The following is a 24,077-nucleotide window of genomic DNA, read 5'->3' as shown; positions in this document are numbered from 1 at the left end:
CCGCCGGGGCACGTCACGCGGTTGAAGGACGATGGCCGGACGGCCCTGGCGATCCGGGGCCGGCGGGCTATGGAGTCGTTGACACCTGATCGCGTCTTCCGTTCGTCGCAATGAGTGCTGGAAGATCTCGGTATGAAGATCGGTGAAGCTTCCAGAGTCAGCGGCGTGAGCGCGCGATCGTTGAGGCACTACGAGGACGAGGGCTTGATCGTCCCGGGTCGTTTCAGCAATGGATTCCGCGACTACTGCCAGTCCACTATCGATCAGGTGCTTGTCGTCCGCTCGCTGCTGGAGTCCGGGCTGCCCGTGCGGTTGATCAGGGAAGCTCTGCCCAGCCTCGATGACGGGTCCGACGGCTGCACGGATGTGGTGCACGCGGAGTTCTTGCACGAGGTTCAGAGCCATCGCGATCGTCTCGCTGCGCGTATCGCCATTCTCAGCGATCAGCGAGCGGCACTCGACGCCTACCTACGGGAGGCGCGGCGCACTGGTCCATGACTGACCGCCAGTTGACCCTGACGTAAGTGTGAGACTCCTACGTTTCGTGCATGGAGATCAACGAGCAGCAGCACAGCACCGGTCGGACGACACGGGCGCTGGTCCAGCAGTCGCACCACGGACCCACATACCTGACCCTCACCACCGATCCACGCCGTATCACCCCCGGAGCCGGCGAGTACCTGATCCGGGTGGGCGCCGCCGGGGTCAACTTCGCCGACGTCATGCAGACCCATGGCACGTACGAAGGAGGTCCTCAGGCGCCGTATGTGGCGGGCTTCGAAGCCGCGGGCGAGATCGTGGGCGTCGGCCCGGAGGTCGAGAGCCCTCTTCCCCTCGGCACCCACGTCATCGGAGCCGGACCGGGTGCCTTCGCGCAGTACATGGCGATGCCGGCCGCCGGCGCACTCCCCGTACCTTCCGGGTGGAGCGACGCCGAAGCCCTCGGCCTGGTGCTGAATTGGGCCACCGCCTTGGCGGCGCTGAAGCCGTTGGGCGAGATCAAGACGGGTGAGGCGGTACTCGTTCACGCCGCGGCCGGAGGCGTGGGACAGGCCGCCGTCCGCCTGGCCCGACACTACGGTGCACGCGTGATCGCCACGGCGTCACCGGCCAAGCACGACACCGTCAAAGCGCTCGGCGCCGACGAGGTCCTGGACAGCGCACGCCCCGATCTGGCAGAAGAGATCACTCGCCTGACCGGCGGGGTCGACCTGGTTCTGGAATCGGTGGGCCGGGCGACCTTCGAGGTCAGTTTGTCGGTCGTCAAACCCTTCACCGGACGCGTTGTCGTGTTCGGTGCTGCTTCCGGCGACGCCACGGTGACCACGCACGACCTGGTCTTCACCCACCAAGTCCAGCTCAAGGGTCTGCACATCGGTGCGCTGGCCGAGACAGCACCGTCCCTCTACCAGTCGCTGCTCGTCGAGATCGAGGCCCTTATCGCTCATGGTGTGTACCCGCCCGGCACCCCTCGGATTCACCCTCTGGCCGAGGGGGCGTCAGTGCTCCTGCAACTCGAGGCCGGCCAGACCCGCGGCAAGCACGCGCTCGATCCCTGGCGCTGAGGGCTGTCCCGTGCCCGCGTGTCGGTCAACCGCTGCCTGGGCTTGATCCGCTCATCCGCAGGTGCGAGGGGCCCGCGGCCCCTCGCACCTGAGCGGGACGGCTTCAGCCCAGCCGTAAGTGGTGCAGCATCATCAGCCCGGCGGCCATCCCGGCGGCCGGGACCTCCCCGCGGGCGATCATGTCGGGCACCAGCTTCAGTGGTATCCACTCACGGCGCGAGGACTCGAAGCCGTCGACCGGGTCACCGGTCCATTCGGCCTCCTCGCCCCAGTAGAAGTGGTGCCGGGCGTCGGTGAGGCCGTTCGACGGCTCGACGGTCAGCAGCGGCTGCAACGGGCCGGGACGCCAGCCGGTCTCCTCCTCCATCTCCCGGGCGGCCGCGGCCGCCGGCTGCTCACCGTCCTCGACCACTCCCGCGGCGATCTCCCAGCCCCAGCTGTCCGTGATGAACCGGTGCCGCCACAGCAGCAGGACCTCGTTCGCCTCGTTGACCACGGTGGCCGCCGCGACGGCACGGAGCCGGATCACGAAGTGGTCGAGGTGATGGCCGTCCGGCAGCGCGACATCCGCCAGATTGACCCGGAACCAGCGGTTCTCGTACACAGTTTGTTCGTTCAGGTTCGTCCACTGCACAGTTCTGCCACCTTCTGACTAGTAGGTGGCCATATCGCAGCAGACCGAGCCTCACAGCGGTACGCGCAGAGCGCCGTCGACGAGATCCGCGGCCCGCGCCGCCTCCGCGCTGCCGCTCGCGACCAGGTGTTCGCGCACGGTCCGCAGCCGGTCACGCAGCCGCTGCGACTCCATCCCCCGGGCGCGCTCCGCCATCTCCGCCGCCGTGACCGCGGCCCGGTCCGCCTCGCCCTGCCGCAGCTCGATCGTGGTCAGCATCGCCAGCCGGTGCACGCGGCCCCGGTCGTGCGCGGGGGTCCGCACCGCCGCCGCGGCGTGCTCCCTGGCGGCCGGCAGGTCCCCGAGCCGGAGCAGCGCCTCCGCCACCTGGACGTTGACGAGACCGGGCTGGACGTATCCCGTCTCGTCCGGCTCCCGACCGGGACGGATCCGTTCCGCCTCGGACTCGGCACGCCGGATGCACCGCAGGGCGCTCGGCCCGTCGCCGAGGTGGGCGTACGCCTTGGCCTGCATCGCGTGGAGGTCGGCCGCGAGCGCGGGGGTGATGTCGTGGCCGGCGGCCCGCAGCGCTGCTTCGGCGAAGGCGACGGACTGCCGGAAGTCGGCGAGGAACAGCGACTGGTTCACCAGCAGGGCGATCACATAGCCCCCGAGGCCCCGGTCCCCGCTCGCCTTGGCCAGCCGCAGCGCCTGGTGGAAGTAGCGCTGGGCGAGCCCGTGCGCGTCGGAGTCGTACGCGCAGATGCCGGCCACGGCCACCAGACCGCCCGTGGCGCGGTGAAGTTGACGCCCCATAGCGTCGCTGTAGCCGCCGCGCAGCAGCGGGGCCGTCTCCGCGTTGAGGAAGCCGACGATGCGCGCACGCGTCGCGATTCCACCCGCCCTGCGGTACATCAGTTCGTAGTGGGCACGGGCGGCCCGCAGGGTTGCTATGTCGGCGGGGCCGACGCGTTGCGGTCCGGTACGGGAGACATCGGTGTCCTCCGGCGGGTTCTCCCACTCCCAGACGGGCATCACCGCCGTGGTCCCGGTGACGGCCGGGGCGGTGACGACATGGGGGCGCTGCTGTTCGTCGGAACGCCACAGAGCGGTCGCCCGCTCCACGAATCCGGTGAGCGAGGAGCTCCGCACGGGCGGGTGGCCGCCGAGGGCCGCCATGCCGATGTCGTCGAGTGAGAGCGCCCTGCGCAGCCGGTTCCCCAGCACCTCACAGATCAGGTCGGGCACCTGGCCGCGCGGCCGCTGGCCCTTCAGCCAGCGGGCGACGGCGGTGTGTTCGTACCGCAGGCACAGCCCCCGGGCACGGCCGGCCTGGTTCACATGCGCGGCGAGCCCGGCCCGGGAGACACCCGCCTCGTCGATCAGAGCCTCCAGCATCGTGTTGGGCTCCATTGCCCCCATTGCCCCCTCCGACGGTTCGGCACGCCAGGACGTGTCGCCCCAGTGGAGCACGATTCACACGGGGTGTGAACGGAATGCCCGAACCGTCCCGCTGCGCACCCTGCCGCACCGGTCCGCGAATCGCTTGAATGAGTCCCTCGCAAGAGGCGGCCGGGTCGTCTGCTCCCCCTCGTACAGCACGACGACCCGCTCCCGCGCCGTCCGCTCTGCCGACCTGCCCGACACTCCGTGGCAGAGCGGACGGCGCCGGATCGCACGACCCACTGCCCACGGATCGGAGGGTTGCTGCGGGGCCGGCCGGGAACCGGGTTCCCCCGGGCCGGGCCGGAGCCCGCGTGCGGTCCACCGCCCCTGGGCGAGCACACAGGAGGGGCGTATCCGGTGGCCGGATACGCCCCTCCTCAGTGTGCGGATGCGCCGTTACGCGCCGCGCAGCACCGCGCCCGTACGCTCGGCGGCCAGGGCCACCGCCGCGTCACGGGCGGCACTCGCCTCGTCGACGGTCAGCGTGCGGTCCGCGGCACGGAACCGCAGTGCGTACGCCAGGGACTTGCGGCCCCCGCCGATCTGCTCGCCGGTGAACACGTCGAACAGGCGCAGCGACTCCAGGAGTTCGCCCGCCCCCTCACGCAGCGCCCGCTCCACGTCGGCGGCGGGCACGTCCTGGCCGACGACCAGGGCGACGTCCTGGGTCGCCACCGGGAAGGTGGAGATCCGCGGCGCCTGGAGCGCGCCGTCCGCGGCCTGCTCCAGGACGTCGAGCTCGACCTCCATGGCGCAGGTGCGCTCGGGCAGGTGGAGCTCCTTGATGACACGCGGGTGCAGCTCGCCGGCGTGCCCGAAGAGGGTCTCCTCGCCGTCGACCGTCACATACAGCGCGGCGCAGCGGCCCGGGTGCCAGGGCGCGTGCTGGTCGGCGCGGACCGTGAGGTCGACACCGGCCTCACGGGCGATGGTCCGGGCGGCCTCGACGGAGTCCGCCCAGTCCGCCGGGCGGCCCTTGCCCCACCAGCCGGCCTGCTCGCGGGCGCCCGCGAGGACGACCGCGGCGCGGCGCGGCTGACGCGGCAGCGCGGCGTCGAGCGTGGCGATCTCCTCGTCCGAGGGGCGCCGGTCGACGGGCAGCCGGACGGGCTTCGTCTCCTGACCGGTCGGCCGGAAGACCAGGCCGGTCTCGAAGAGCGCGAGGTCGTGGCTGCCGCGGCCGTCGTTGCGCCGCAGTGCGCCGAGGAGGCCCGGCAGCAGCGTGGTGCGCAGCGACGGCTCCTCGTCGGAGAGGGGGTTGACGAGCTTGACCGTGCGGCGGCGCGCGTCGTCCGCCTCCAGGCCCAGCTGGTCCAGGACCGCCTCGCCGGTGAACGGGTAGTTCAGCGCCTCGACGTAGCCTGCGCCCGCGAGGGCCCGGCCGACGCGGCGGTGCAGCCGCTGACGGTCGGTGAGCCCGCGGCCCGACGGCGGGGTCGGCAGCGTGGAGGGGAGGTTCTCGTACCCCTCCAGCCGGATGACCTCTTCGGCGAGGTCGTTCGGCTCGTTCAGGTCGGGCCGCCAGGAGGGGGCCGTGACGAGGAGCTCGTCCTGCCCGTAGGCGTCGCAGCCGACCTCCTGGAGGCGGCGTACGACGGTCTCGCGGCCGTACGCGACGCCGGCCACCTTGTCCGGGTGGTCGGCCGCCATCGTGATGGTGCGGGGGCCGGACGGGGCGCTCACCTCGGTGACGCCCGCCTCGGCGGTGCCGCCGGCGAGCAGCACCAGCAGGTCGACGGTGCGCTGCGCCGCCGCTGCCGCGGCCTGCGGGTCGACACCCCGCTCGAAGCGCTTGGACGCCTCGGAGGCCAGCTTGTGGCGGCGCGCGGTCCGGGCGATCGAGATCGCGTCGAAGTGCGCGGCCTCGATGACGACCTCGGTGGTGTGCGCGTCCTCGGAGGCGTCGGCGATCTCGGTGTTGGCACCGCCCATGACGCCCGCGAGGCCGATCGGACCGCGGTTGTCGGTGATGACGAGGTCGGCGGCGTCCAGGACGCGGACCGTGCCGTCGAGCGTGGTGAGCTTCTCACCCTGCTCGGCGCGGCGCACTCCGATCGGACCGTCGATCCGGGTCCGGTCGTAGGCGTGCAGCGGCTGGCCCAGTTCGAGCATCACGTAGTTGGTGACGTCGACGGCGAGCGAGATCGGCCGCATCCCGGCCTTCTGGAGCCGGCGCTGCATCCAGATCGGGGACCGGGCCTCGGGCTGCAGACCGACGACGGTGCGTGCGGTGAAGCGGTCGCAGCCGATCGGGTCGGAGACCTTGACCGGGTAGCCGTACGCGTTCGGCGCGGGCACGTCCAGGAGCGCCGGGTCGCGCAGCGGCAGGCCGTAGGCGATGGCGGTCTCGCGGGCGACACCGCGCATCGACAGGCAGTAGCCGCGGTCGGGCGTGACGGCGATGTCGAGGACCTCGTCGACGAGCTCGAGCAGCTCGATCGCGTCGGTGCCGACCTCGTGCTCCGGCGGCAGCACGATGATGCCGTGCGTTCCGTCGTCGCCCATGCCGAGCTCGTCGGTGGAGCAGATCATGCCGTGCGAGGTCCGGCCGTACGTCTTGCGCGCGGCGATCGCGAAGTCGCCGGGCAGCACGGCGCCGGGCAGGACCACGACGACCTTGTCGCCCACGGCGAAGTTACGGGCGCCGCAGACGATCTCCTGCGGCTCACCGGTGCCGTTGGCGGAGCCGACGTCGACCGTGCAGAAGCGGATGGGCTTCTTGAAGCCCTCCAGCTCCTCGATGGTCAGCACCTTGCCGACGACGAGCGGACCCTTGAGTCCGGCGCCGATCTGCTCGACGGTCTCGACCTCCAGGCCGACCGCGACGAGCTTGGCCTGTACGTCACGGCCGGTCTCGGTGGGCGGCAGGTCGACGTACTCCCGCAGCCAGGAAAGCGGGACGCGCATCAGATCTCCATCCCGAAGGGCCGGGTGAACCGGACATCGCCTTCGACCATGTCTCGCATGTCTTCTACGTTGTGGCGGAACATCAGCATCCGCTCGATGCCGAACCCGAAGGCGAATCCGCTGTACTTCTGGGGGTCGACGCCGCAGGCGATGAGCACCTTGGGGTTGACCATGCCGCAGCCGCCGAGCTCGATCCAGCCCTCGCTGCCGCAGGTACGGCAGGGGCGGTCCGGGTTGCCGACGGACTCGCCGCGGCAGACGTAGCAGACCATGTCCATCTCGGCGGACGGCTCGGTGAACGGGAAGAAGTTCGGCCGCAGCCGGGTCTTCATGTCCGGGCCGAAGAGCGCCTGGACCATGTGGTCGAGGGTGCCCTTGAGGTCGGCCATGGTGAGGCCCTCGTCGACGGCGAGCAGCTCGATCTGGTGGAAGACCGGGGTGTGCGTGGCGTCGAGCTCGTCGGTCCGGTAGACGCGGCCGGGGCAGACGACGTAGACGGGGGGCTCGCGGTCGAGCAGGGTGCGGGCCTGGACCGGCGAGGTGTGCGTACGCAGCACGACACCGGACTCGTCGTTCTTCGCGCCGTCGGCGCCCTCGACGAAGAAGGTGTCCTGCATCTGCCGGGCCGGGTGGTCGGGCACGAAGTTCAGGGCGTCGAAGTTGAACCACTCGGCCTCGGCCTCGGGGCCCTCGGCGACCTCGTAGCCCATGGCCACGAAGACGTCGGCGACGCGCTCCATGATCGTCGTCAGCGGGTGGCGTGCGCCGGCCGGGGTGCGGTCGTACGGCAGCGTGACGTCCACCGCCTCCTCGACCAGGACCCGGGCGTCCCGCTCGGCCTCCAGCTCCGTCTGGCGAGCGGCCAGCGCCCTGCCCACGGCGGCGCGGGCCTGGCCCACGCGCTTGCCGGCCTCGGCCTTCGCCTGCGGCGGCAGCGCGCCGATCTCGCGGTTGGCGAGTGACAGGGGCGAGGTCCCACCGGTGTGCGCGGTCTTCGCCTGGGCGAGCGCGTCGAGGTCGCCCGCGGCGGCGAAGGCAGCGAACGCCTCGTCCCGGATGCGCTCGATCTCTTCCGGTTTCAGTGCCTCGACCTCGACTGGGTCGTACGACTTGTTCGGTGCCGACATCTCTTCCCGTACTTCCGATTGGCTGGTGGCGCGGCCCCGCTCGACGACCGGAGGACGCAAAGGTGCCAAAGGTCGAGTCTAAGGGCCACAGGATGTGTGGGCCGCCCGTGGTCCGCTCAGGCCCCTCTACTTCATGTAGGCCGGCGTGCTCACGGGCAGAATAAATCGGAACTCGGCGCCGCCCCCGGGGCCGCGGCCGACCGTGATGGTGCCGCCGTGCGCCTCGACGATGCCCTTGACGATGTAGAGGCCCAGGCCGGTGCCGCCGCGCTTGCTCCCCCGCCAGAAACGGGTGAAGACGCGGCCCATCGACTCCTCGGGGATGCCGGGGCCTTCGTCGCTCACGGTGACCGCCGTTCCCTTCTCGTCGCTCTTGGCCGGTGCGGGTGCCACCTCGATGGTGACGGTTCCCTCGCCGTGGCGCACCGCGTTTTCCAGCAGGTTGCCGAGGACCTGGTCGACCTTGTCCGGGTCCGCCCACACGACGGGCAGCGGCTGGCAGGTGCGGACGAGGAACCGGGCGGGGTCCTGGCCGGAGGCGGTGAGGGCCTGGACGTGGCGTTCGACGGCTGCGGAGAGGTCCACGGGCTGGCGGCGCAGCTCCAGGCGCCCCGAGTCGATCCGGGAGATGTCCAGGAGCTCGGTGATCAGGCGGGTGACCCGGTTGGCGTCGGCGTCGACGGTCTCCAGCATCAGCCGCTTCTGGTCGTCGGTGAACCGCTCCCATTTGGCCAGCAGCGTGGCGGTGAAGCCCTTCACGGACGTCAGCGGCGAGCGCAGCTCATGGGCGACGGTCGCGATGAGTTCGGCGTGGCTGCGTTCGTTGCGGCGGCGGGCCTCGGTGCCGCGCAGGCTGACCACCAGCCGCCGTACGGGGCCGGTCGGGCTCTCGCGTACATAGCGGGCGGAGACGAGGACCTCGCGGCCGCCGGGCAGCAGCAGGTTGCGTTCGGGCTGGCCGACGCGGGTGGCGAGGCCGCCGTAGGGGTCGGTCAGCTCCCACCAGCGGCGGCCCTTGAGGTCCTCCAGCGGGAGGGCGTGTTCCAGGGGGCGGCCGAGTGCGGCGGCCCGGGGCACGGCGGTGATCCGCGCGGCGGCGGAGTTGAAACAGATGACCCGGCCGGTCTCGTCCGCGACGACGAGCCCGTCGGGCAGGTCGTCCGGATCCAGGGCCTGGCCACCGGATCCGATGCCCGCGGCGGTGTCCCCGTCCGGCTCCTCGGCGGGGCGCACGACGGCCTCCGCTCGCGCCCGCGGCCCGCTCATGCCGACAGCCATATTCCCGTACCCACCTCTCGAACCGGTGCAGTGGGCCCCCGAGTTCGTCACCCTACTAGTCGGCGGTGACGGAGCGACACCCTGCGGGGGCCCGTGGGCCGGTGGCGGGGGCGCGGGACGGTTCAGGAGGCGCCGGGGCGGGTGCGCTGGGCGCGTGCGGAGGCGTACAGGCAGACGGCGGCGGCGGTGGCGAGGTTGAGGCTCTCCGCCTTGCCGTGGATCGGTACGCGTACGACGGCGTCGGCCAGCGCCCGGGTCTCCTCGGGCAGCCCCCAGGCCTCGTTGCCGAAGACCCAGGCGGTGGGCCCGCCCATGGTGCCGGCGTCGAGCTCGTCGTCGAGGTCGTCCTCGCCCGCGCCGTCGGCGGCGAGGATCCGTACGCCCGCGTCCCGCAGCCCCCGCACGGCCTGCTCGACGGGCACGCCGACGGCGACCGGCAGATGGAAGAGCGAGCCGACGGAGGCGCGCACCGACTTCGGGTTGTACAGGTCCACGGAGGCGTCGGTGAGGACGACCGCGTCGGCGCCCGCGGCGTCGGCGCAGCGCAGCACCGTGCCGGCGTTCCCGGGGTCGCGGACGTTCGCCAGGACGGCGACCAGCTTCGGCCGGGCGGCGATGACGGCCTCGAAGGGCGTGTCCAGGAAGCGGCAGACGCCGATCAGGCCCTGCGGGGTGACGGTCTGGGACACGTCGGCCAGGACCTCGCTGTCGGCGAGGTGTACCCGGGCGCCCGCCGCGTGGGCGGCGTCGACGATGGCTTCGTACCGCTCGGCGGCCTCGACGGTGACGAAGAGCTCGATGAGGGTCGGCTCGCCGTCGCTGCCGCGGTGATCCGCGGCCTCACGTACGGCCTGCGGCCCCTCGGCGATGAACCTGCGCTCCTTGCCGCGGAAGTTGCGCCTGGCCAGCCGCCGGGCGGCGGCGACCCGTGGCGATCGCGAGGAGATCAGTTCGGGGGTGCCCATGTCGGCGGCGAGCCTCTCTGGTGACGAAGGTGCTGGGTCTGCAACGCACCGGACCCGCAGACGACGTGCGCCTGCGGGTCCGGCTCAAAAGCCAAGAAGTACGGCCTGGATCAGGCGGCCTTCGGGGCGTTGACGTCGCTCGGGAGGGCCTTCTGGGCAACCTCGACGAGAGCGGCGAACGCGTTGGCGTCGTTGACCGCGAGCTCGGCCAGGATCTTGCGGTCCACCTCGATGTTGGCGGCCTTCAGACCCTGGATGAGGCGGTTGTACGTCATGCCGTTCTGGCGGGCAGCGGCGTTGATGCGCTGGATCCACAGCTGACGGAAGTCGCCCTTGCGCTTCTTGCGGTCGTTGTAGTTGTAGACCAGGGAGTGGGTGACCTGCTCCTTGGCCTTGCGGTACAGGCGCGAGCGCTGACCGCGGTAACCGCTGGCGGCCTCGAGAATTGCCCGGCGCTTCTTGTGGGCGTTGACTGCCCGCTTGACGCGTGCCACTTGTTAACTCCTTGTAGCGGGGCCGTGGTTGTACTCACACGGCCCGGAAACGAATTGGTCCCGGTCGGATCGAGGGCGCGTCCCCGGTGTCACCGGGGACGACGGCCTCACTTGCCGAGAAGCTTCTTGATCTTCTTGGCGTCGGCCGGAGCCACGACGACCGTGCCGGTCAGCGAGCGGGTCTTCTTGGACGACTTGTGCTCGAGCAGGTGGCGCTTGCCGGCCCTCTCGCGGAGCACCTTGCCGGAGCCGGTGATCTTGAAGCGCTTGCTGGCACCGCTGTGCGTCTTGTTCTTCGGCATCGCGCCGTTCTCTCCTCGTCAGTGGCGCCCCTCTCGGTGCGGGCACCGGACTGCAGGGGCGTCAGATCTTGGTGGGATTCCGGGGGGGCCCGGGGGGCGCCTGGATGGCAGCCCCCTGAGGTCACGCCTCGGAAGGTGTCTCGGCCGGAGCCTCGGAGGTCGCCTCGGCGGGAGCCTCGGCAGCCTCGTCCGCAGCCTCGGCGTCGGGGGTGTATCCCTGACGCTCCGCCTTGCGGGCGGCCTGGGCCTCGCGGGCCTCGGCCATGGCTTCGGTCTTCTTCTTGTGCGGGCCCAGAACCATGATCATGTTCCGGCCGTCCTGCTTCGGGTTGGACTCGATGAAGCCGAGTTCCTCCACGTCCGAAGCGAGACGCTGAAGCAGTCGGAAACCCAGCTCGGGGCGGGACTGCTCACGACCACGGAACATGATCGTGATCTTGACCTTGTCGCCCTGCTTGAGGAACCGGACGACGTGACCCTTCTTGGTGTCATAGTCGTGCGGGTCGATCTTCGGCCGGAGCTTCATCTCCTTGATGACCGTGTGCGCCTGGTTCTTGCGCGCCTCACGGGCCTTCATGGCCGACTCGTACTTGAACTTCCCGTAGTCCATGAGCTTGCACACGGGCGGACGGGCGGTAGCCGCCACCTCGACCAGGTCGAGGTCGTACTCCTGTGCGAGTTCCAGGGCCTTGGCAAGCGGAACAATCCCGACCTGCTCGCCGCTGGGACCGACAAGTCGCACCTCGGGTACGCGAATCCGGTCGTTGATGCGGGGCTCGGCGCTGATGGATCCTCCTCGGTAGCACCACGCGGCCGCCTGGCGGACAGCCACGTAACGTCTGTTTCGACAGACCAACCGTGCGGGACCATGAAAAAAGCCCCACCGGGACACAGGCGGGGCTCCTGAACAACCGGAACACCGCCGCGGTCAACCGCGGGGCGCATCGGGCGGCTCCATCGTCCGTACGGAACGATGGGCGCCACCTGACCGGATGACCCGCCGTCCTGGGGACGGTCAGGTGGGAGATCGGAGCCTCCACTTGTGGGCCGGGCACATAGATGCCCAGCCGGTCGTTACACAAGGTTAGCAGCTCCCCCGGGCGTGCGCTAACCAGTGGTGGTACGGCACTCCCGCAGACGGAGCGGGTCTGCCGTGGGCCTATCGTATGGCGCATGAGCGACGCGACCCCCACCAGTGATTCCCCCGGCTTCGACGAGATGGCCCGCGACATCGCGGAGGTGCCAGCGGTCGAGGTGATCGTGACGGTCGCGGTCAATCTGATGAGCGCCGCCGCCGTGAAACTCGGACTGACCGAGGACGGCGACGAGCACAAGGACCTCGACGAGGCCCGCAAGCTGGTCCACGCGCTGGCCGGCCTGCTGGACGCCAGCACGACGGAGATCAGCTCCTTCCACGCGGCACCGCTGCGCGACGGCCTGAAGTCCCTGCAGCTCGCCTTCCGCGAGGCCTCGCTCGTACCGGACGAGCCCGGCCGGGGCCCCGGCGAGAAGTACACCGGCCCGGTCTTCGGCTGATCCTGCTCCGTTCCGCCTCTTCCACACGGTGAGCCCCCTGCCCGACCCGGCAGGGGGCTCACCGCGTCCGCGACGGATCAGGTCCGGACGGGCTGCGACTGCGGCCCGGGGACGGGGTGGGTCAGCCGGTGCGCGAGCGCCGCGGCCACTCCGCCGACCAGTGGGGCCACCAGGAACAGCCAGAGCTGGGAGAGCGCCGCGCCGCCCGCGAACAGCGCCGGGCCCAGACTCCGCGCCGGATTGACCGAGGTACCGGTGAGCGGGATGCCGACCAGGTGGATCACGGCGAGCGCGATACCGATGGGCAGACCGTCGAAGCCGATGACGGCGACCTTGTGGGTCACCGCCAGCACGACGAAGACCAGCAGGAACGTCAGCATCACCTCGGCGAGGAAGGCCCCGCCCATGCTCAGGTGCACGTCCGAGCGGTCGCCGTAGCCGTTGCTGCCGAACGTCCCGCTCGTCTTCAGTCCCGGCACCTGCTTGGCGAGCAGGAACAGCACGGCCGCACCGGCGATGCCGCCGAGAAGCTGGACGATCCAGTACGTCACCGCCGTCCGCACGTCGATCCGCCGGGCGGTCAGCATCCCCAGCGTCACCGCCGGATTGAGGTGGCAGCCGGATATCGGGCCCAGCGCGTAGGCGAGGGCGAGCAGCACGAAGCCGAAGGACAGGGCGATGCCGACCGTCCCGATGTACTCGGCGCCGAGCACCGCCGACCCGACTCCGAAGAAAACCAGCAGCAGTGTGCCGAGAAACTCCGACACAACTGTCCGCGTCTGCATACAACCACCTCGCGAAAATCGGGAGAATCGTCAGATTTCCCAGCAATTCTCCGGCGTGTGACTGCTTTGCGCGCGTTGGGCCGGTCGGGTGATCAGCGCGTGAACAGGGCCTCACCGGGCGTGTGTACGTCGGCCGGGAGCAGCGCGAGGTCCAGGCCACGGACGAGCCGGGCACGCAGCACCTCGTTCGCCGCCAGCGACCGCGCGACCCGGCCGGCCGCCTCCGCGGGATCGGCGTCCGCCTCCAGCACCAGGGCGAGGGTGCCGTCGGCGCGGCCCGGTCCGAGGTGGGCGCGGAGCACCGCGGGCTCCGCGGCGACGGCGTCACGCACCGCCGCCGTGACGGCGGGGTCGTCGAGCGGGTCGGCACTGGTACGGCCCTCGGCGAGGGCACGCAGGGCGGAGCCGGCCAGCTCGAAGGCCACCGGCCCGGCGAGGTCGAGCACCACCGTGTCGGCCTTCTCGTGCGCGGCGGCCTGGAGCGCCTGGTGCAGGGGTACCGCGACGGGGCGGGCCTGCGGGTCCCAGCGGGCCAGTGCGGCGGTGGAGGTGAAGGCGGGCAGGGCGCGGCGGTCACCGGCCTGGAGAGTGGGGACCGCCATGTCGCTGGTCTTCTCCCGGCGCAGCCCCTTCTCGTCCTCCTCCACCTCGCCGAGGACGGCCACCACGGGAACGAGGAGGCGGGCTCCCTTGAGTGCTTCGAGTACCGGGCCCACGGCCTTGCGGTCCTCGGCCCAGGCGGCGAGCGCCGCGGTGAGGGCGGGGTCGGCCGTGCCGTCGTCGTCGGAGTATCCGGGGTCCGGAATGTTCTTCTGCGCCACAGGGCGAGCGTAGTGCCTGGGCATTCTCATCCCGCCGACAGGTCGGACTCAGCCTGCTCTCAGCTGCGGTTCCTAGCGTCCGGGTCATGCCCCGACACAGAATCCGCAGATCCGCGCTGTCCGCGACCGTGGCGGCCACGGTCGTGCTGGCCGGTTCGGCCGCCGGGGGCGCCTATCTGGCCGGCCGGTCGCCGGATCACGCGCCCGCCGCCGCCGCTTCCGTATCGTCCGTCCCATCGGCCGCGCCCGCCCCGGTCGCGGCGACGAGCGAGGAGCCGGTGGTGGAACTCGACGCGGAACTGGCCGGGGCCGTCGAGCCGCTGCTGGCCGGTTCGGGCACGGCGGCCGTGTCGGTGGCCGTCCTGGACGGTGGCAGTGGAACGCGGGCGGTGTACGGGGGCGAGGACGCGGCGTACGACACCGCGAGCATCGTCAAGGTCGACATTCTCGCGGCGCTGCTGCTCCGGGCCCAGGACGAGGACCGTGTGCTGACGGTCGGCGAACGCGCTCACGCGGTCGCGATGATCGAGCGGAGCGACAACGAAGCCGCCACCGCGCTGCTGGCGGCCGTGGGCGGGGCGTCCGCCCTGGACGCGGCCAACGAGCGGCTCGGTCTCACCTCGACGACGGCCGCGCAGGCCTGGGGGCTGACCCGGACCACCGCGGCCGATCAGCTGACGCTGCTGGAGGCGGTGTTCGGCACGGACCCGGACACGGAGCTGAGTCAGGCGTCCCGGACGTATCTGCGGGGGCTGATGACGCAGGTCGAGGCCGACCAGCAGTGGGGGGTGTCGGCGGCGGGCAGTGCCTGGGCGCTCAAGAACGGCTGGATGCCGCGTACCGCCACCGGGCTGTGGAACATCAACAGCATCGGGCAGGTGACGGCGGACGGGCGGACCTACCTGGTGGCGGTACTGTCCGGCGGTCAGCCGACCAAGGAGGCGGGCGTCGCGCTCGTGGAGGCGGTGGCGAAGGCGGCGGTGAAGGTGGTGCGGACCGGCACCGCCGGGTGAGGCCCGGTCAGCGGCGGGGGACGGAACGGCCGCCCCGACCGCGCCACAGGACGACGGCCAGGGCCAGCAGGACCGCGCCGAGGCCGCCGGCCGCCGGGGCGAACCAGCCGGCGGGGCCGTCGTCCACCCGGGGCGGGGTGGGGCCGGCGCCGAAGTACCGCTTGCGGTAGCCGGCCGCGGCGGAGTCGGTGCGCAGCCCGGCGGGGCTCAGGGAGCCGCCCTGCTTGATGGCCGCGGCCGGGTCGACGATGCCGTAGCCCCGGGCGTCGTCGCGGCCGCCGGACGGGGAGCTGCGGGCGGTGTCCGTGAGGAGCTTCTTGATCTGGGCGGGCGTCAGGCCGGGGTGCGCGGCACGCACCAGCGCGACCGCGCCGGAGACGAACGCCGAGGCGGCGGAGGTGCCCCACTCCACGTAGTACTTGCGGTCGGGTGCGGGGACGACGATGCCGACCCCTGGCGCGCTCACGGTGGCGTACCAGCGGCGGGTGGAGAACGAGGCGTGGGTGCCGTAGCGGTCGACCGCGGCGACCGCGATCACGCCCGGGTAGGCGGCCGGGTACGAGATGTGGTCGCCCTTGGCGCCCCCGTTGCCGGACGAGGCGACGACGACCGCGCCCTTCTTCAGCGCGTACTGGACGGCGGCGTCCTCGCCGGGTTCGGGGTGCGCGGACTCGCTGTCGTCGCCGAGGGAGAGGTTGATGACGTCGGCGCCGTGGTCGGCGGCCCAGCGGATGCCGTCGGCGAGGGCGGTGCCGCGGGTCTTGCGGGCCTTGGCGCGGGCCGGGTCGCTCGCTTCGAGGATGACCCGGACGGGGAGGATCTTCGCCTCGGGCGCGATGCCGATGACGCCCTCGCCGTCTCCGCTGCCGTGGCCCCGGCCTGCGATGATCCCGGCCATCGCGGTGCCGTGCCTGGCCCATGAGCGGTCGCCTCGTCCGGCGCCGAAGCCGATCATGTCCTTGCCGGGGAGCACCTGTCCGGTCAGGTCGGGCAGGCTGCCGTCGACCCCGGTGTCGACGACGGCGACGGTGATGCCCTTGCCGCGGGTGGTCTGCCAGGCCCGGTCCGTGTGGAGGGCGTCCAGGCCCCACTGCTGGGCCCGGATGGTGTCCGCCCCGGCCGGGACCGCGGGCAGCAGCGCGAACGCGGTGGCGGCGCAGACCGCGCCGAGGAGTCTGCGGGGGCGCGGGCGGCGGGTCATTCGGGCTTCTCCGTGAGATCGGCGACGGTTCTGCGCAGTCCCCGCTCGACGCGGTCGGCCACGCCCTTGGCCTCGTGCCCGAGTCCCGCCTGGGCCGCCGCCGTCGTCGCGTTCACCGCCATGGCCTTCTCCGCCGGCTGCGGATCGGTGACCTTGCGCCCGTCGGCGAAACCGGAGACGGCGAACACCACGACGGGTACCTCGGTCAGTACGTGCACGGTCCAGCTGGCACGTTGCGAGTCGCCGAATCCTGCGGCGGGGCTGTTCTTCACCGGGTACGCGCGCGGCATCAGGTCGGTGCGGGCGTCGAGGTGTTCCCCCGTGTACCGGGACCCGAGCGCACGCATCGCGTCCGTGTCGGCCTCGGTGAAGACCATTCCGACCGTGGTGACGCTGCTGCTCGTCGCGTCGGTGTACGTGGCGCGGAGCAGGCGGACGCAGCCGACCGGCCGGAGGGTCTTGAGCAGCAGCGGGTCGAGTGCGCCCGTGCAGCCGCTGTCCGGGGCCACGGCGATCCTGGTCCAGACCCGGTCGGCACCGCCGGGACCCGCGCCGTCGCCCTCGATCGTCCGGGGGAAGAGCGTGTCGACCGGGATGCTGTGCCATGCCTCGCGGCCGACGGTGTAGGCGCTGTGGGCGGCGGGATCGGCCGAGGAGTCGCTGATGAGCCAGCTGCCGGTGGCGGCCCCGCCGATCAGCCCGAGCCCGAGCACGACGCAGACCGCGGCGGCCGCCGTCCTGAAGGGGTGCCGGATGTGTACGGGCCGGAGCCGGGTGGTGGTCTCGGCGGGCGTCTCGGCCGGGGGGTGGATGTGCGGGGGCCGGTACGGGTACGGGGCGGCTGCCCCGGGCGGGACCGGCGGGCCGCCGAGTTCCACGGCGCCCACGGGCCGCCGCCGGGTCGCCGCGGGGGGTGCGGCGGGCGGGCGGGGCGGGAACGCCGGGGTGGTGGAGGGCGCGGGCGCCTGGGCGGGCCGTGCCGGGGGGACGGGGCGCAGGCGGGCGGTCGTCTCCACGGGGGTCGCCGCGGCCGGGGGCTCGGTGGTGGACGGGGGCCGGGACGGGACCGGCGGGGCCGGGGTCCGGGACGGGGGTGCGGCCGGGGCGCTCGTGGCGGGCTCGGATGCGCGGTCGTCCCGGGGCGGGGTGTCGGGGCTGGCCGGGGCGGTGGTGTCCGGGGCGAGCGGCGGGGTGGTCGGGCGTGGCGGGACGGGAGCGCGCTGCGCCTCGGTACTCATCCGCCCCCCCTGGTCCGTTCCGTACCGCACGCGGATCGGCTGCACCGGCAGGCCTGTTGCTCGCCGCGTGTCCGTCACTCTACGGGCTGCACAGGCCATGGTGGGAGCGGGCCGCCGGGCAGGCGAGCGATCTGCGCAGATCATCCCCCTACCCAGCGGTACAGGCGTCTGGCAAGCTGCGGCCATGACTGCCCGTACCGCTGACCGGACCCGTTACAACCGGGCCACCGCCCATCTCGACGCCCCGATCGCCGTCGTCGATCTGGAGGCGTTCGACGCCAACGCCGACGATCTCGTCCGGCGTGCGGCGGGGAAGCCGATCCGGGTGGCGAGCAAGTCGGTGCGCTGCCGGGCGCTGCTGGAGCGGGTGCTGGCGCGGCCGGGGTTCGCCGGGATCATGTCGTTCACCCTCGCCGAGTCGCTGTGGCTGGCGCGAGCCGGGTTCGAGGACGTCCTGCTCGCCTATCCCTCGGCCGACCGCTCGGCCTTCGCGGAGCTGGCCGCCGATCCGAAACTGGCCGCCGCCGTGACCGTGATGGTGGACGACCACTCCCAGCTGGAGCTGATCGACGCGGCGCGGGCCGGGGGCACGGAGGAGATCCGGGTCTGTCTGGAGCTGGACACCTCGTTGCGGATGCTCGGCGGCCGGGTCAGGATCGGGGCGCTGCGTTCGCCGCTGCGCTCCCCCGCCCAGCTGGCGGAGCTGGCCAGGTCCGTCGTCCGCCGGCCCGGTTTCCGGCTGGTGGGGCTGATGGCGTACGAGGGGCATATCGCGGGGGTCGGCGACTCGCTCGCGGGACGGCCGCTGCGCTCCCGGGCGATCCGGCTGATGCAGGCCACGGGCCGCCGGGAGCTGGCGGCCCGGCGGGCCGAGGTGGTGCGGGCGGTACGGGCCGTGGCGCCGGACCTTGAGTTCGTGAACGGCGGTGGCACCGGGAGCGTGCAGCACACCGCGGCGGAGGCCGCGGTCACGGAGATCGCGGCCGGTTCCGGCCTCTACGTGCCGCGGCTGTTCGACAACTACACCTCGTTCACGGCGCGCCCGGCAGCCCTGTTCGCCCAGCCAGTGGTGCGCCGGCCCGGGGTGGGCGTGGTGACGGTGCTCGGTGGCGGCTATCCGGCCTCCGGAGCCGCGGGGGCGGACCGGCTGCCGGTCCCGTATCTGCCGGAGGGCCTGCGTTACGACCCGCAGGAGGGCCCCGGCGAGGTGCAGACCCCGCTGCTCGGCGCCGCGGCCGACGATCTGCTGATCGGCGACAAGGTGTGGTTCCGGCACGCGAAGGCCGGTGAGCTGTGCGAGCGGTTCGACGAGCTCCAGCTGATCGAGGGGGACCGGGTGACGGCGACCGTGCCGACGTACCGGGGCGAGGGCCGTACGTTCCTCTGAGCCGTCCGCGGGTTGCTCAGGGGCCTACGGAGCTCCCGACGCCGCCGCCGGTCTCGCTGTCGCCGATGGGCCGGATGCCCTGGGTGAGGGTGTCCATGAGCGCGAGCGGCGGACCGTCGGGGCCTGCGTCGAAGGCGTAGCGGACGACGACGGGTGATTCGCTGCCGACGGCTGACGGGAAGACGAGCGACTGCACATAGCCGCCCGGCCCCTTGGCGGTGACGACCCGCCAGCGCACCCGGTAGCCGGTGCGGCCGGCGACGCTGACCGAGCCTGCGGCGATCTCGCGGTGGGAGACGATCCCGCCGTGGATCCGCCGGCCGACGGCGTCCTCCTCGTACGCCCGGTCCGCGGCGGCCCCGATGTCCTGCCGGGCGAGCGCCTCGGGAGCGGTGATGCCGGTGCCGCTCGGCGTGCGGGTGGTCACGGTGCCGTGATAGCAGAACGCCGAGGAGGCGCCGGGGCAGTCGTAGGAGCCGGTGGTGCGCATCGTGAGCAGCTGCTCGACGGTGTTCTCGGGCCGCTCCCAGCCGTCGGGAATCGGCAGGGTGATGCCGTTGAGCTGGTCGACGAGCACGTGGGGGTCCTCGCCGGCCGCTGAGGGCTCCGGCGACGGGCCGGCGTCGCCGGAGGCTCCGGCGGCGGTGTCTGCGGGGCTCGGGGCGGAACGGTCCGACCGGGTCGTGGTGGGTGCGGGCCCGTCGCCCCGGTTGAGCAGCATCGCGCCGGTCACGGCCACCACGACGACCGCCACGCCGGTGGCGACGAGCGCGACGGTCCTGGCGGCCGAGGCACCGCCCCCGCCGTCGCCCCGGCCGGACACGGGCCGCTGGATCACGGTGGCGGACGGGCGCGTGTGGGCGGTCCAGGCTGTCCCGTCCCACCACCGCTCGTTGCCGGGAGCGGCCGTGTCCGGATACCAGCCGGGCGGTGTCGCGTTGCTCATCGCCCCACCCTAGGTTCCCGGCGCCGGGGCCCTACAGCGGTGTGACGTACGCCCCGGAGATCCCGCCGTCGACGAGGAAGTCGGTGGCGTTGACGAACGAGGAGTCGTCGCTCGCCAGGAACGCGACGGCAGCCGCGATCTCGGTCGCCTCGGCGAACCGGCCGAGTGGGATGTGCACGAGCCGGCGCGCCGCCCGCTCCGGGTCCTTGGCGAAGAGTTCCTGGAGCAGCGGGGTGTTCACCGGCCCCGGGCACAGGGCGTTGACCCGGATGCCCTCACGGGCGAACTGGACGCCCAGTTCGCGCGACATGGCCAGCACGCCGCCCTTGGAGGCGGTGTACGAGATCTGGGAGGTCGCCGCCCCCATCCTGGCGACGAAGGAGGCGGTGTTGATGATCGAGCCCCGGCCCTGGCGCCGCATGTAGGGCAGGGCCGCCTTGCAGCACAGGTAGACGGAGGTGAGGTTGACGTCCTGAACGCGCTTCCACGCCTCCAGTCCGGTGGTGAGGATGGAGTCGTCGTCGGGCGGTGAGATGCCCGCGTTGTTGAAGGCGATGTCGACGGAGCCGTAGGTGTCGTACGCCGCCTTGAACAGGGCCTCGACCTGTTCGGGGTCGGTGACGTCCACGCGTACGAAGAGGCCGCCGACCGCTTCGGCGGCCGCCTTGCCCGCGGTCTCGTCGATGTCGCCGCAGACCACGTGCGCCCCTTCGGAGGCGAGCCGGCGGGCGGTGGCGAGGCCGATGCCGCTGCCGGCGCCGGTGATGACGGCGGTGCGGCCTACGAGGCGGCGGCAGATGTTCCCGTTGTCCGTGGTCATACCGGTTCAGGCCTCCGTACTGAGGAAGACGTTCTTGGTTTCGGTGAAGGCGGTGAGGGCGTCCGGGCCCAGTTCCCGGCCGAGGCCGGACTGTTTGAAGCCGCCGAACGGGGTCCAGTAGCGGACCGCGGAGTGGGAGTTCACGGAGAGGTTGCCTGCCCGGACGGCCTGCGCGACGCGCAGCGCGCGTCCCACGTCGCGGGTCCAGAGAGAGCCCGCGAGGCCGTACTCGGTGGCGTTGGCGAGCCGGACGGCGTCCGCCTCGTCGTCGAAGGGCAGGACGACGGCGACCGGTCCGAAGACCTCCTCGGTGGCCACGGGCGCGTGTGCGGGTACGCCGGTGAGGACGGTCGGCGGGAACCAGAACCCGGGGCCCTCGGGCGCGCTGCCGCGGAGCGCGGCGGCGTCCTCGGGGACGTAGCCCCGTACCCGTTCCAGCTGGGTACGTGAGATGAGCGGGCCCATCCGCGTCTTCTCGTCGGCGGGGTCGCCGACGACGACCGCGGCGAGTGCCGGGGCGAGGCGCTCCAGGAAACGGTCGTACGCGGAGCGCTGGACGAGGATCCGGGTGCGGGCGCAGCAGTCCTGGCCGGCGTTGTCGAGGAAGGACAGCGGGGCGGCGGCAGCGGCAGATTCGAGGTCGGCGTCGGCGAAGACGATGTTGGGGCTCTTGCCGCCGAGTTCGAGGGTGACCCGCTTCACGTGTCCGGCGCACTTGGCCATGATCTGTTTCCCGACACGGGTGGAGCCCGTGAAGACGATCTTGGCGACTCCGGGGTGCTCGACGAGGGCGTTGCCGGCCTCCTCTCCGGCGCCCGGCAGTACCTGGAAGAGGTGGTCGGGAAGGCCTGCCTCCCGGGCGAGTTCCGCGAGCCGTAGCGCGGTCAGCGGAGTGGTCTCGGCGGGTTTGAGGATCACGGCGTTGCCCGCCGCGAGGGCGGGGGCCGTGCCCCACGCGGCGATCGGCATGGGGAAGTTCCAGGGGGCGATCACCCCGATGACGCCGAGGGGTTCGAGCAGCGTGAGGTCGATGCCGCCGGGGACGGGGATCTGCCGGCCGCTGAGCCGCTCCACTCCCCCGGCGGCGAAGTCGAGCAGATCGCGGACGTTGCCCGCCTCCCAGCGCGCGTTGCCGATCGTGTGGCCGGCCTCCCGGACCTCCAGCCCGGCCAGCTCCTCGGTGTGGGAGTCGACGACGGCGGCGAACCGGCGCAGCAGCCGGGCCCGGTCGGCGGGGGCGAGCGCGGCCCACACCTGCTGGGCCGCGGCGGCGCGGCCGACGGCGGTGTGCACCTCGGCCGCCGTGGTGGCGGGGACGGTGGCGAGGAGTTCCTCCGTCGCCGGGTTCAGTACCTGGTGCTCGCGGATCAAGAGGGTCCTCACAGGCGTTCGAAGGAGCGTCGGAGCTCCCAGTCGGTCACCGCTGCGTCGAAGGCGTCGAGTTCGACACGTGCCATGTTGCGGTAGTGCGCGACGACTTCGTCCCCGAAGGCCTCGCGGGCGATCTCGCTGTGCTCCCAGAGTCCGGCCGCCTCGCGCAGGCTGGTGGGGACGTGGTCGTACGCGGCGGCGTAGGCGTTGCCCTCGCACGGTTCGGGGAGTTCCAGTGCGTGCTCGATGCCGTACAGGCCCGCGGCGACGAGTCCGGCGACGGCGAGGTACGGGTTGACGTCGCCGCCGGGGAGGCGGTTCTCCAGGCGCAGGGACTGGCCGTGGCCGACGACGCGCAGGGCGCAGGTGCGGTTGTCGTGGCCCCAGGCGACGGCGGTCGGCGCGAAGGAGCCCGGCTGGAAGCGCTTGTAGGAGTTGATGTTCGGCGCGTACAGGAGCGAGAAGTCGCGCAGGGCGGCGAGCTGGCCGGCCAGGAAGTGGCGCATGACCGGGGCCATGGTGCCGTCGGTGTCCGCCATGACGCTGCGTCCGGGCGCGCCGGTGGAGCGGAGCGAGAGGTGGATGTGGCAGGAGTTGCCCTCGCGCTCGTTGAACTTGGCCATGAAGGTGAGCGCGACGCCCTCCTGCGCGGCGATCTCCTTGGCGCCCGTCTTGTAGACGGCGTGCTGGTCGCAGGTGACCAGGGCTTCGTCGTACCGGAACACGATCTCGTGCTGTCCGGGGTTGCACTCGCCCTTGGCGGACTCGACGGTGAGTCCCGCGCCCGCCATCTCGTTGCGGATGCGGCGCAGCAGCGGTTCGACGCGGCCGGTGCCGAGGACGGAGTAGTCGACGTTGTACTGGTTGACCGGGGTCAGGTCGCGGTAGCCGCGGTCCCAGGCCTGTTCGTAGGTGTCCTTGAAGACGATGAACTCGAGCTCGGTGCCGACGTGGGCCGTGTAGCCGTGCTCGACGAGGCGCTCCAGCTGGCGGCGCAGGATCTGGCGGGGCGCGGCGGTGACGGGCGAGCCGTCGGCCCAGGCGAGATCGGCGGTGACCATCGCGGTGGCCTCGTTCCAGGGCACCGTGCGCAGGGTGGTGAGGTCGGGGTGCATGGCGAAGTCGCCGTAGCCGCGGTCCCAGGAGGACATGGCGTACCCGTCGACGGTGTTCATGTCGGTGTCGACGGCGAGGAGGTAGTTGCAGCCCTCGGTGCCGTGCGTGACGACTTCGTCGAGGAAGAATTCGGCGGCGAAGCGTTTGCCCTGGAGGCGTCCCTGCATGTCGGGGAAGGCCAGGACCACGGTGTCGATCTCACCGCTGTCGACGAGGAGGCGGAGTTCCTCGACGGCGAGCGGGGCTGTTCGGTCGGACACGGATGGATCCTCTCCTCGCGGGCCGACAGATGATCCAAATCTACGGGCGGGGCAAGGGATTTGGATACGGTGCCGGTTCGTTCCGCGTGCCGTGCGAGTGAAGTGAGGCGTCCGATGAACCGTCCTGTGATCGGGATCAGTACCTATCTGGTGGCTTCGGCGCGCTGGGGCGTCTGGGACCTTCCGGCGACGCTCCTGCCCGCCGGTTACGCCCGGCTGGTCCGGGAGGCGGGCGGGGTGGCGGTGCTGCTGCCGCCGGACGCGCCGGAGTGCGCGGCTTCGGTGGTGGCCCGGCTCGACGCGGTGGTGGTGGCGGGCGGACCCGATGTGGATCCCGGGCGGTACGGGGCGGAGCGCGACCCGCGGACCGGGCCGCCCGCGCCGGAGCGGGACGGCTGGGAGGCGGCGCTGATCGGGGCGGCGCTGGAGTCGGGTACGCCGCTGCTCGGGATCTGCCGCGGGATGCAGATGCTCAACGTGGCGCTCGGCGGCACGCTGACGCAGCATCTGGACGGGCACACGGGGCCGGACGGGGCGACCGGGGTGTTCGGTACGCACCCGGTGACGCCGGTCGCGGGGACGCTGTACGCCTCCGTGGCGCCCGGCCCCTGCGACGTACCCGCCTACCACCACCAGGCCGTGGACCGGCTCGGCGCGGGGCTGGTGGCCTCGGCGCATGCGGCGGACGGCACGGTGGAGGCGGTCGAGCTGCCGGGGCCGGGGTGGGTGCTCGGGGTGCAGTGGCATCCGGAGATGGGCGACGACGTGCGGGTGATGGGGGCGTTGGTGGCGGCGTCGGCGGGCTGAGGCGGGGGCGCTCGGTGGACCCGCGGAAACGGCCTCCGGCCCGGGCGGCCGCCGGCGTCCGGGCGGCGTAGCGTGGCCT

23 protein-coding genes are annotated in these 24,077 nt (G+C 72.3%); 6 read left to right on the top strand and 17 right to left on the bottom strand.

The window, feature by feature from the left end:
* Positions 1–132 precede the first annotated feature (132 nt).
* Complete coding sequence (locus OG959_RS32230; protein WP_326664171.1) at positions 133–498, top strand: MerR family transcriptional regulator; 366 nt, start codon at positions 133–135, stop codon at positions 496–498.
* A 50-nt stretch (positions 499–548) separates the two neighbouring features.
* On the top strand, positions 549–1,565 hold the full coding sequence (locus tag OG959_RS32225) for a zinc-binding dehydrogenase (RefSeq protein WP_326664169.1): 1,017 nt from the start codon (positions 549–551) through the stop codon (positions 1,563–1,565).
* A 103-nt stretch (positions 1,566–1,668) separates the two neighbouring features.
* Here OG959_RS32225 and OG959_RS32220 read toward each other — a convergent pair whose 3' ends face one another.
* The 9 genes from OG959_RS32220 to infC all read right to left on the bottom strand — a co-directional run bounded on the left by OG959_RS32220 (position 1,669) and on the right by infC (position 11,529).
* On the bottom strand, positions 1,669–2,199 hold the full coding sequence (locus OG959_RS32220; protein ID WP_326664167.1) for an NUDIX domain-containing protein: 531 nt from the start codon (positions 2,197–2,199) through the stop codon (positions 1,669–1,671).
* Between the two features lie 51 nt (positions 2,200–2,250).
* Entirely contained in the window at positions 2,251–3,591 is a 1,341-nt protein-coding gene (locus tag OG959_RS32215; RefSeq protein ID WP_326664165.1) for a transcriptional regulator, read from the bottom strand.
* Positions 3,592–4,020: 429 nt separating this feature from the next.
* Entirely contained in the window at positions 4,021–6,531 is a 2,511-nt protein-coding gene (gene pheT, locus OG959_RS32210) for a phenylalanine--tRNA ligase subunit beta (protein WP_326664163.1), read from the bottom strand.
* Complete coding sequence (gene pheS, locus OG959_RS32205; protein ID WP_145762505.1) at positions 6,531–7,658, bottom strand: phenylalanine--tRNA ligase subunit alpha; 1,128 nt, start codon at positions 7,656–7,658, stop codon at positions 6,531–6,533. The genes pheT and pheS overlap by 1 nt, the downstream gene beginning before the upstream one ends.
* Positions 7,659–7,784: 126 nt before the next feature.
* A complete protein-coding gene (locus OG959_RS32200) occupies positions 7,785–8,936 on the bottom strand; it encodes a sensor histidine kinase (protein WP_326664161.1) in 1,152 nt (383 codons plus the stop codon).
* Positions 8,937–9,058: 122 nt separating this feature from the next.
* Positions 9,059–9,901 (bottom strand): TrmH family RNA methyltransferase, encoded by an 843-nt coding sequence (locus tag OG959_RS32195; protein ID WP_326664159.1) that lies wholly within the window; start codon positions 9,899–9,901, stop codon positions 9,059–9,061.
* 110 nt (positions 9,902–10,011) lie between these two features.
* Positions 10,012–10,395, bottom strand: coding sequence for a 50S ribosomal protein L20 (gene rplT, locus OG959_RS32190; protein WP_003970214.1), 384 nt, complete (start codon positions 10,393–10,395; stop codon positions 10,012–10,014).
* A gap of 107 nt (positions 10,396–10,502) precedes the next feature.
* A complete protein-coding gene (rpmI, locus tag OG959_RS32185; protein WP_003970213.1) occupies positions 10,503–10,697 on the bottom strand; it encodes a 50S ribosomal protein L35 in 195 nt (64 codons plus the stop codon).
* Positions 10,698–10,818: 121 nt separating this feature from the next.
* On the bottom strand, positions 10,819–11,529 hold the full coding sequence (gene infC, locus OG959_RS32180; protein WP_326664157.1) for a translation initiation factor IF-3: 711 nt from the start codon (positions 11,527–11,529) through the stop codon (positions 10,819–10,821).
* A 341-nt stretch (positions 11,530–11,870) separates the two neighbouring features.
* Here infC and OG959_RS32175 point away from each other — a divergent pair, with 341 nt between their 5' ends.
* Positions 11,871–12,233: a DUF1844 domain-containing protein gene (locus OG959_RS32175; RefSeq protein WP_326664155.1), complete on the top strand. Its 363-nt coding sequence runs from the start codon at positions 11,871–11,873 to the stop codon at positions 12,231–12,233.
* A gap of 77 nt (positions 12,234–12,310) precedes the next feature.
* Here OG959_RS32175 and OG959_RS32170 read toward each other — a convergent pair whose 3' ends face one another.
* The gene (locus OG959_RS32170; RefSeq protein WP_326664149.1) at positions 12,311–13,018 is read right to left on the bottom strand and encodes an MIP family channel protein; all 708 of its coding nucleotides are present in this window, start codon (positions 13,016–13,018) and stop codon (positions 12,311–12,313) included.
* A gap of 92 nt (positions 13,019–13,110) precedes the next feature.
* Positions 13,111–13,839: an SseB family protein gene (locus OG959_RS32165; protein WP_326664148.1), complete on the bottom strand. Its 729-nt coding sequence runs from the start codon at positions 13,837–13,839 to the stop codon at positions 13,111–13,113.
* Between the two features lie 86 nt (positions 13,840–13,925).
* On the opposite strand from OG959_RS32165, the gene OG959_RS32160 reads away from it, so the two are divergent.
* Positions 13,926–14,852 (top strand): serine hydrolase, encoded by a 927-nt coding sequence (locus OG959_RS32160; RefSeq protein WP_326664146.1) that lies wholly within the window; start codon positions 13,926–13,928, stop codon positions 14,850–14,852.
* Between the two features lie 7 nt (positions 14,853–14,859).
* Here the strand turns inward: OG959_RS32160 and mycP are convergent, their stop codons facing one another.
* Positions 14,860–16,053, bottom strand: a complete 1,194-nt coding sequence (mycP, locus tag OG959_RS32155) for a type VII secretion-associated serine protease mycosin (protein ID WP_326664144.1) — start codon at positions 16,051–16,053, stop codon at positions 14,860–14,862.
* Positions 16,050–16,808 (bottom strand): hypothetical protein, encoded by a 759-nt coding sequence (locus OG959_RS32150; protein ID WP_326666762.1) that lies wholly within the window; start codon positions 16,806–16,808, stop codon positions 16,050–16,052. Before OG959_RS32150 ends, mycP begins: the two co-directional genes overlap by 4 nt.
* A gap of 667 nt (positions 16,809–17,475) precedes the next feature.
* Between OG959_RS32150 and OG959_RS32145 the strand changes: the two genes are divergently transcribed.
* The gene (locus OG959_RS32145; RefSeq protein ID WP_326664142.1) at positions 17,476–18,678 is read left to right on the top strand and encodes an amino acid deaminase/aldolase; all 1,203 of its coding nucleotides are present in this window, start codon (positions 17,476–17,478) and stop codon (positions 18,676–18,678) included.
* Positions 18,679–18,694: 16 nt separating this feature from the next.
* Here OG959_RS32145 and OG959_RS32140 read toward each other — a convergent pair whose 3' ends face one another.
* The 4 genes from OG959_RS32140 to OG959_RS32125 are packed head-to-tail and all read right to left on the bottom strand — an operon-like array spanning position 18,695 to position 23,191.
* Entirely contained in the window at positions 18,695–19,624 is a 930-nt protein-coding gene (locus OG959_RS32140) for a DUF2510 domain-containing protein (protein ID WP_326664140.1), read from the bottom strand.
* 31 nt (positions 19,625–19,655) lie between these two features.
* Positions 19,656–20,444 carry a 3-oxoacyl-ACP reductase gene (locus tag OG959_RS32135; protein ID WP_326664138.1) on the bottom strand — a complete coding sequence of 263 codons (789 nt, stop codon included), beginning with the start codon at positions 20,442–20,444 and terminating at the stop codon, positions 19,656–19,658.
* A 6-nt stretch (positions 20,445–20,450) separates the two neighbouring features.
* Positions 20,451–21,815 carry an aldehyde dehydrogenase family protein gene (locus OG959_RS32130; protein WP_326664137.1) on the bottom strand — a complete coding sequence of 455 codons (1,365 nt, stop codon included), beginning with the start codon at positions 21,813–21,815 and terminating at the stop codon, positions 20,451–20,453.
* A gap of 8 nt (positions 21,816–21,823) precedes the next feature.
* The gene (locus tag OG959_RS32125; protein ID WP_326664135.1) at positions 21,824–23,191 is read right to left on the bottom strand and encodes a glutamine synthetase family protein; all 1,368 of its coding nucleotides are present in this window, start codon (positions 23,189–23,191) and stop codon (positions 21,824–21,826) included.
* A gap of 114 nt (positions 23,192–23,305) precedes the next feature.
* Between OG959_RS32125 and OG959_RS32120 the strand changes: the two genes are divergently transcribed.
* Positions 23,306–23,998, top strand: a complete 693-nt coding sequence (locus tag OG959_RS32120) for a gamma-glutamyl-gamma-aminobutyrate hydrolase family protein (RefSeq protein WP_326664133.1) — start codon at positions 23,306–23,308, stop codon at positions 23,996–23,998.
* Positions 23,999–24,077: the final 79 nt, after the last annotated feature.

Source organism: Streptomyces sp. NBC_00385 (assembly GCF_035917155.1).
Lineage (GTDB): Bacteria > Actinomycetota > Actinomycetes > Streptomycetales > Streptomycetaceae > Streptomyces > Streptomyces poriferorum.
The sequence above is the reverse complement of the archived record's forward strand: the minus strand, read 5'-3'. Positions and strand labels throughout refer to the sequence as shown.

Excerpts from the sequence above, each read along its gene's own strand:
- OG959_RS32230 (WP_326664171.1), top strand. The coding sequence starts at position 133 with ATGAAGATCGGTGAAGCTTCCAGAGTCAGCGGCGTGAGCGCGCGATCG.
- OG959_RS32225 (WP_326664169.1), top strand. The coding sequence starts at position 549 with ATGGAGATCAACGAGCAGCAGCACAGCACCGGTCGGACGACACGGGCG.
- OG959_RS32215 (WP_326664165.1), bottom strand. The coding sequence starts at position 3,591 with ATGGAGCCCAACACGATGCTGGAGGCTCTGATCGACGAGGCGGGTGTC.
- pheT (WP_326664163.1), bottom strand. The coding sequence starts at position 6,531 with ATGCGCGTCCCGCTTTCCTGGCTGCGGGAGTACGTCGACCTGCCGCCC.
- pheS (WP_145762505.1), bottom strand. The coding sequence starts at position 7,658 with ATGTCGGCACCGAACAAGTCGTACGACCCAGTCGAGGTCGAGGCACTG.
- OG959_RS32200 (WP_326664161.1), bottom strand. The coding sequence starts at position 8,936 with ATGGCTGTCGGCATGAGCGGGCCGCGGGCGCGAGCGGAGGCCGTCGTG.
- OG959_RS32195 (WP_326664159.1), bottom strand. The coding sequence starts at position 9,901 with ATGGGCACCCCCGAACTGATCTCCTCGCGATCGCCACGGGTCGCCGCC.
- rpmI (WP_003970213.1), bottom strand. The coding sequence starts at position 10,697 with ATGCCGAAGAACAAGACGCACAGCGGTGCCAGCAAGCGCTTCAAGATC.
- OG959_RS32175 (WP_326664155.1), top strand. The coding sequence starts at position 11,871 with ATGAGCGACGCGACCCCCACCAGTGATTCCCCCGGCTTCGACGAGATG.
- OG959_RS32170 (WP_326664149.1), bottom strand. The coding sequence starts at position 13,018 with ATGCAGACGCGGACAGTTGTGTCGGAGTTTCTCGGCACACTGCTGCTG.
- OG959_RS32160 (WP_326664146.1), top strand. The coding sequence starts at position 13,926 with ATGCCCCGACACAGAATCCGCAGATCCGCGCTGTCCGCGACCGTGGCG.
- mycP (WP_326664144.1), bottom strand. The coding sequence starts at position 16,053 with ATGACCCGCCGCCCGCGCCCCCGCAGACTCCTCGGCGCGGTCTGCGCC.
- OG959_RS32145 (WP_326664142.1), top strand. The coding sequence starts at position 17,476 with ATGACTGCCCGTACCGCTGACCGGACCCGTTACAACCGGGCCACCGCC.
- OG959_RS32140 (WP_326664140.1), bottom strand. The coding sequence starts at position 19,624 with ATGAGCAACGCGACACCGCCCGGCTGGTATCCGGACACGGCCGCTCCC.
- OG959_RS32135 (WP_326664138.1), bottom strand. The coding sequence starts at position 20,444 with ATGACCACGGACAACGGGAACATCTGCCGCCGCCTCGTAGGCCGCACC.
- OG959_RS32120 (WP_326664133.1), top strand. The coding sequence starts at position 23,306 with ATGAACCGTCCTGTGATCGGGATCAGTACCTATCTGGTGGCTTCGGCG.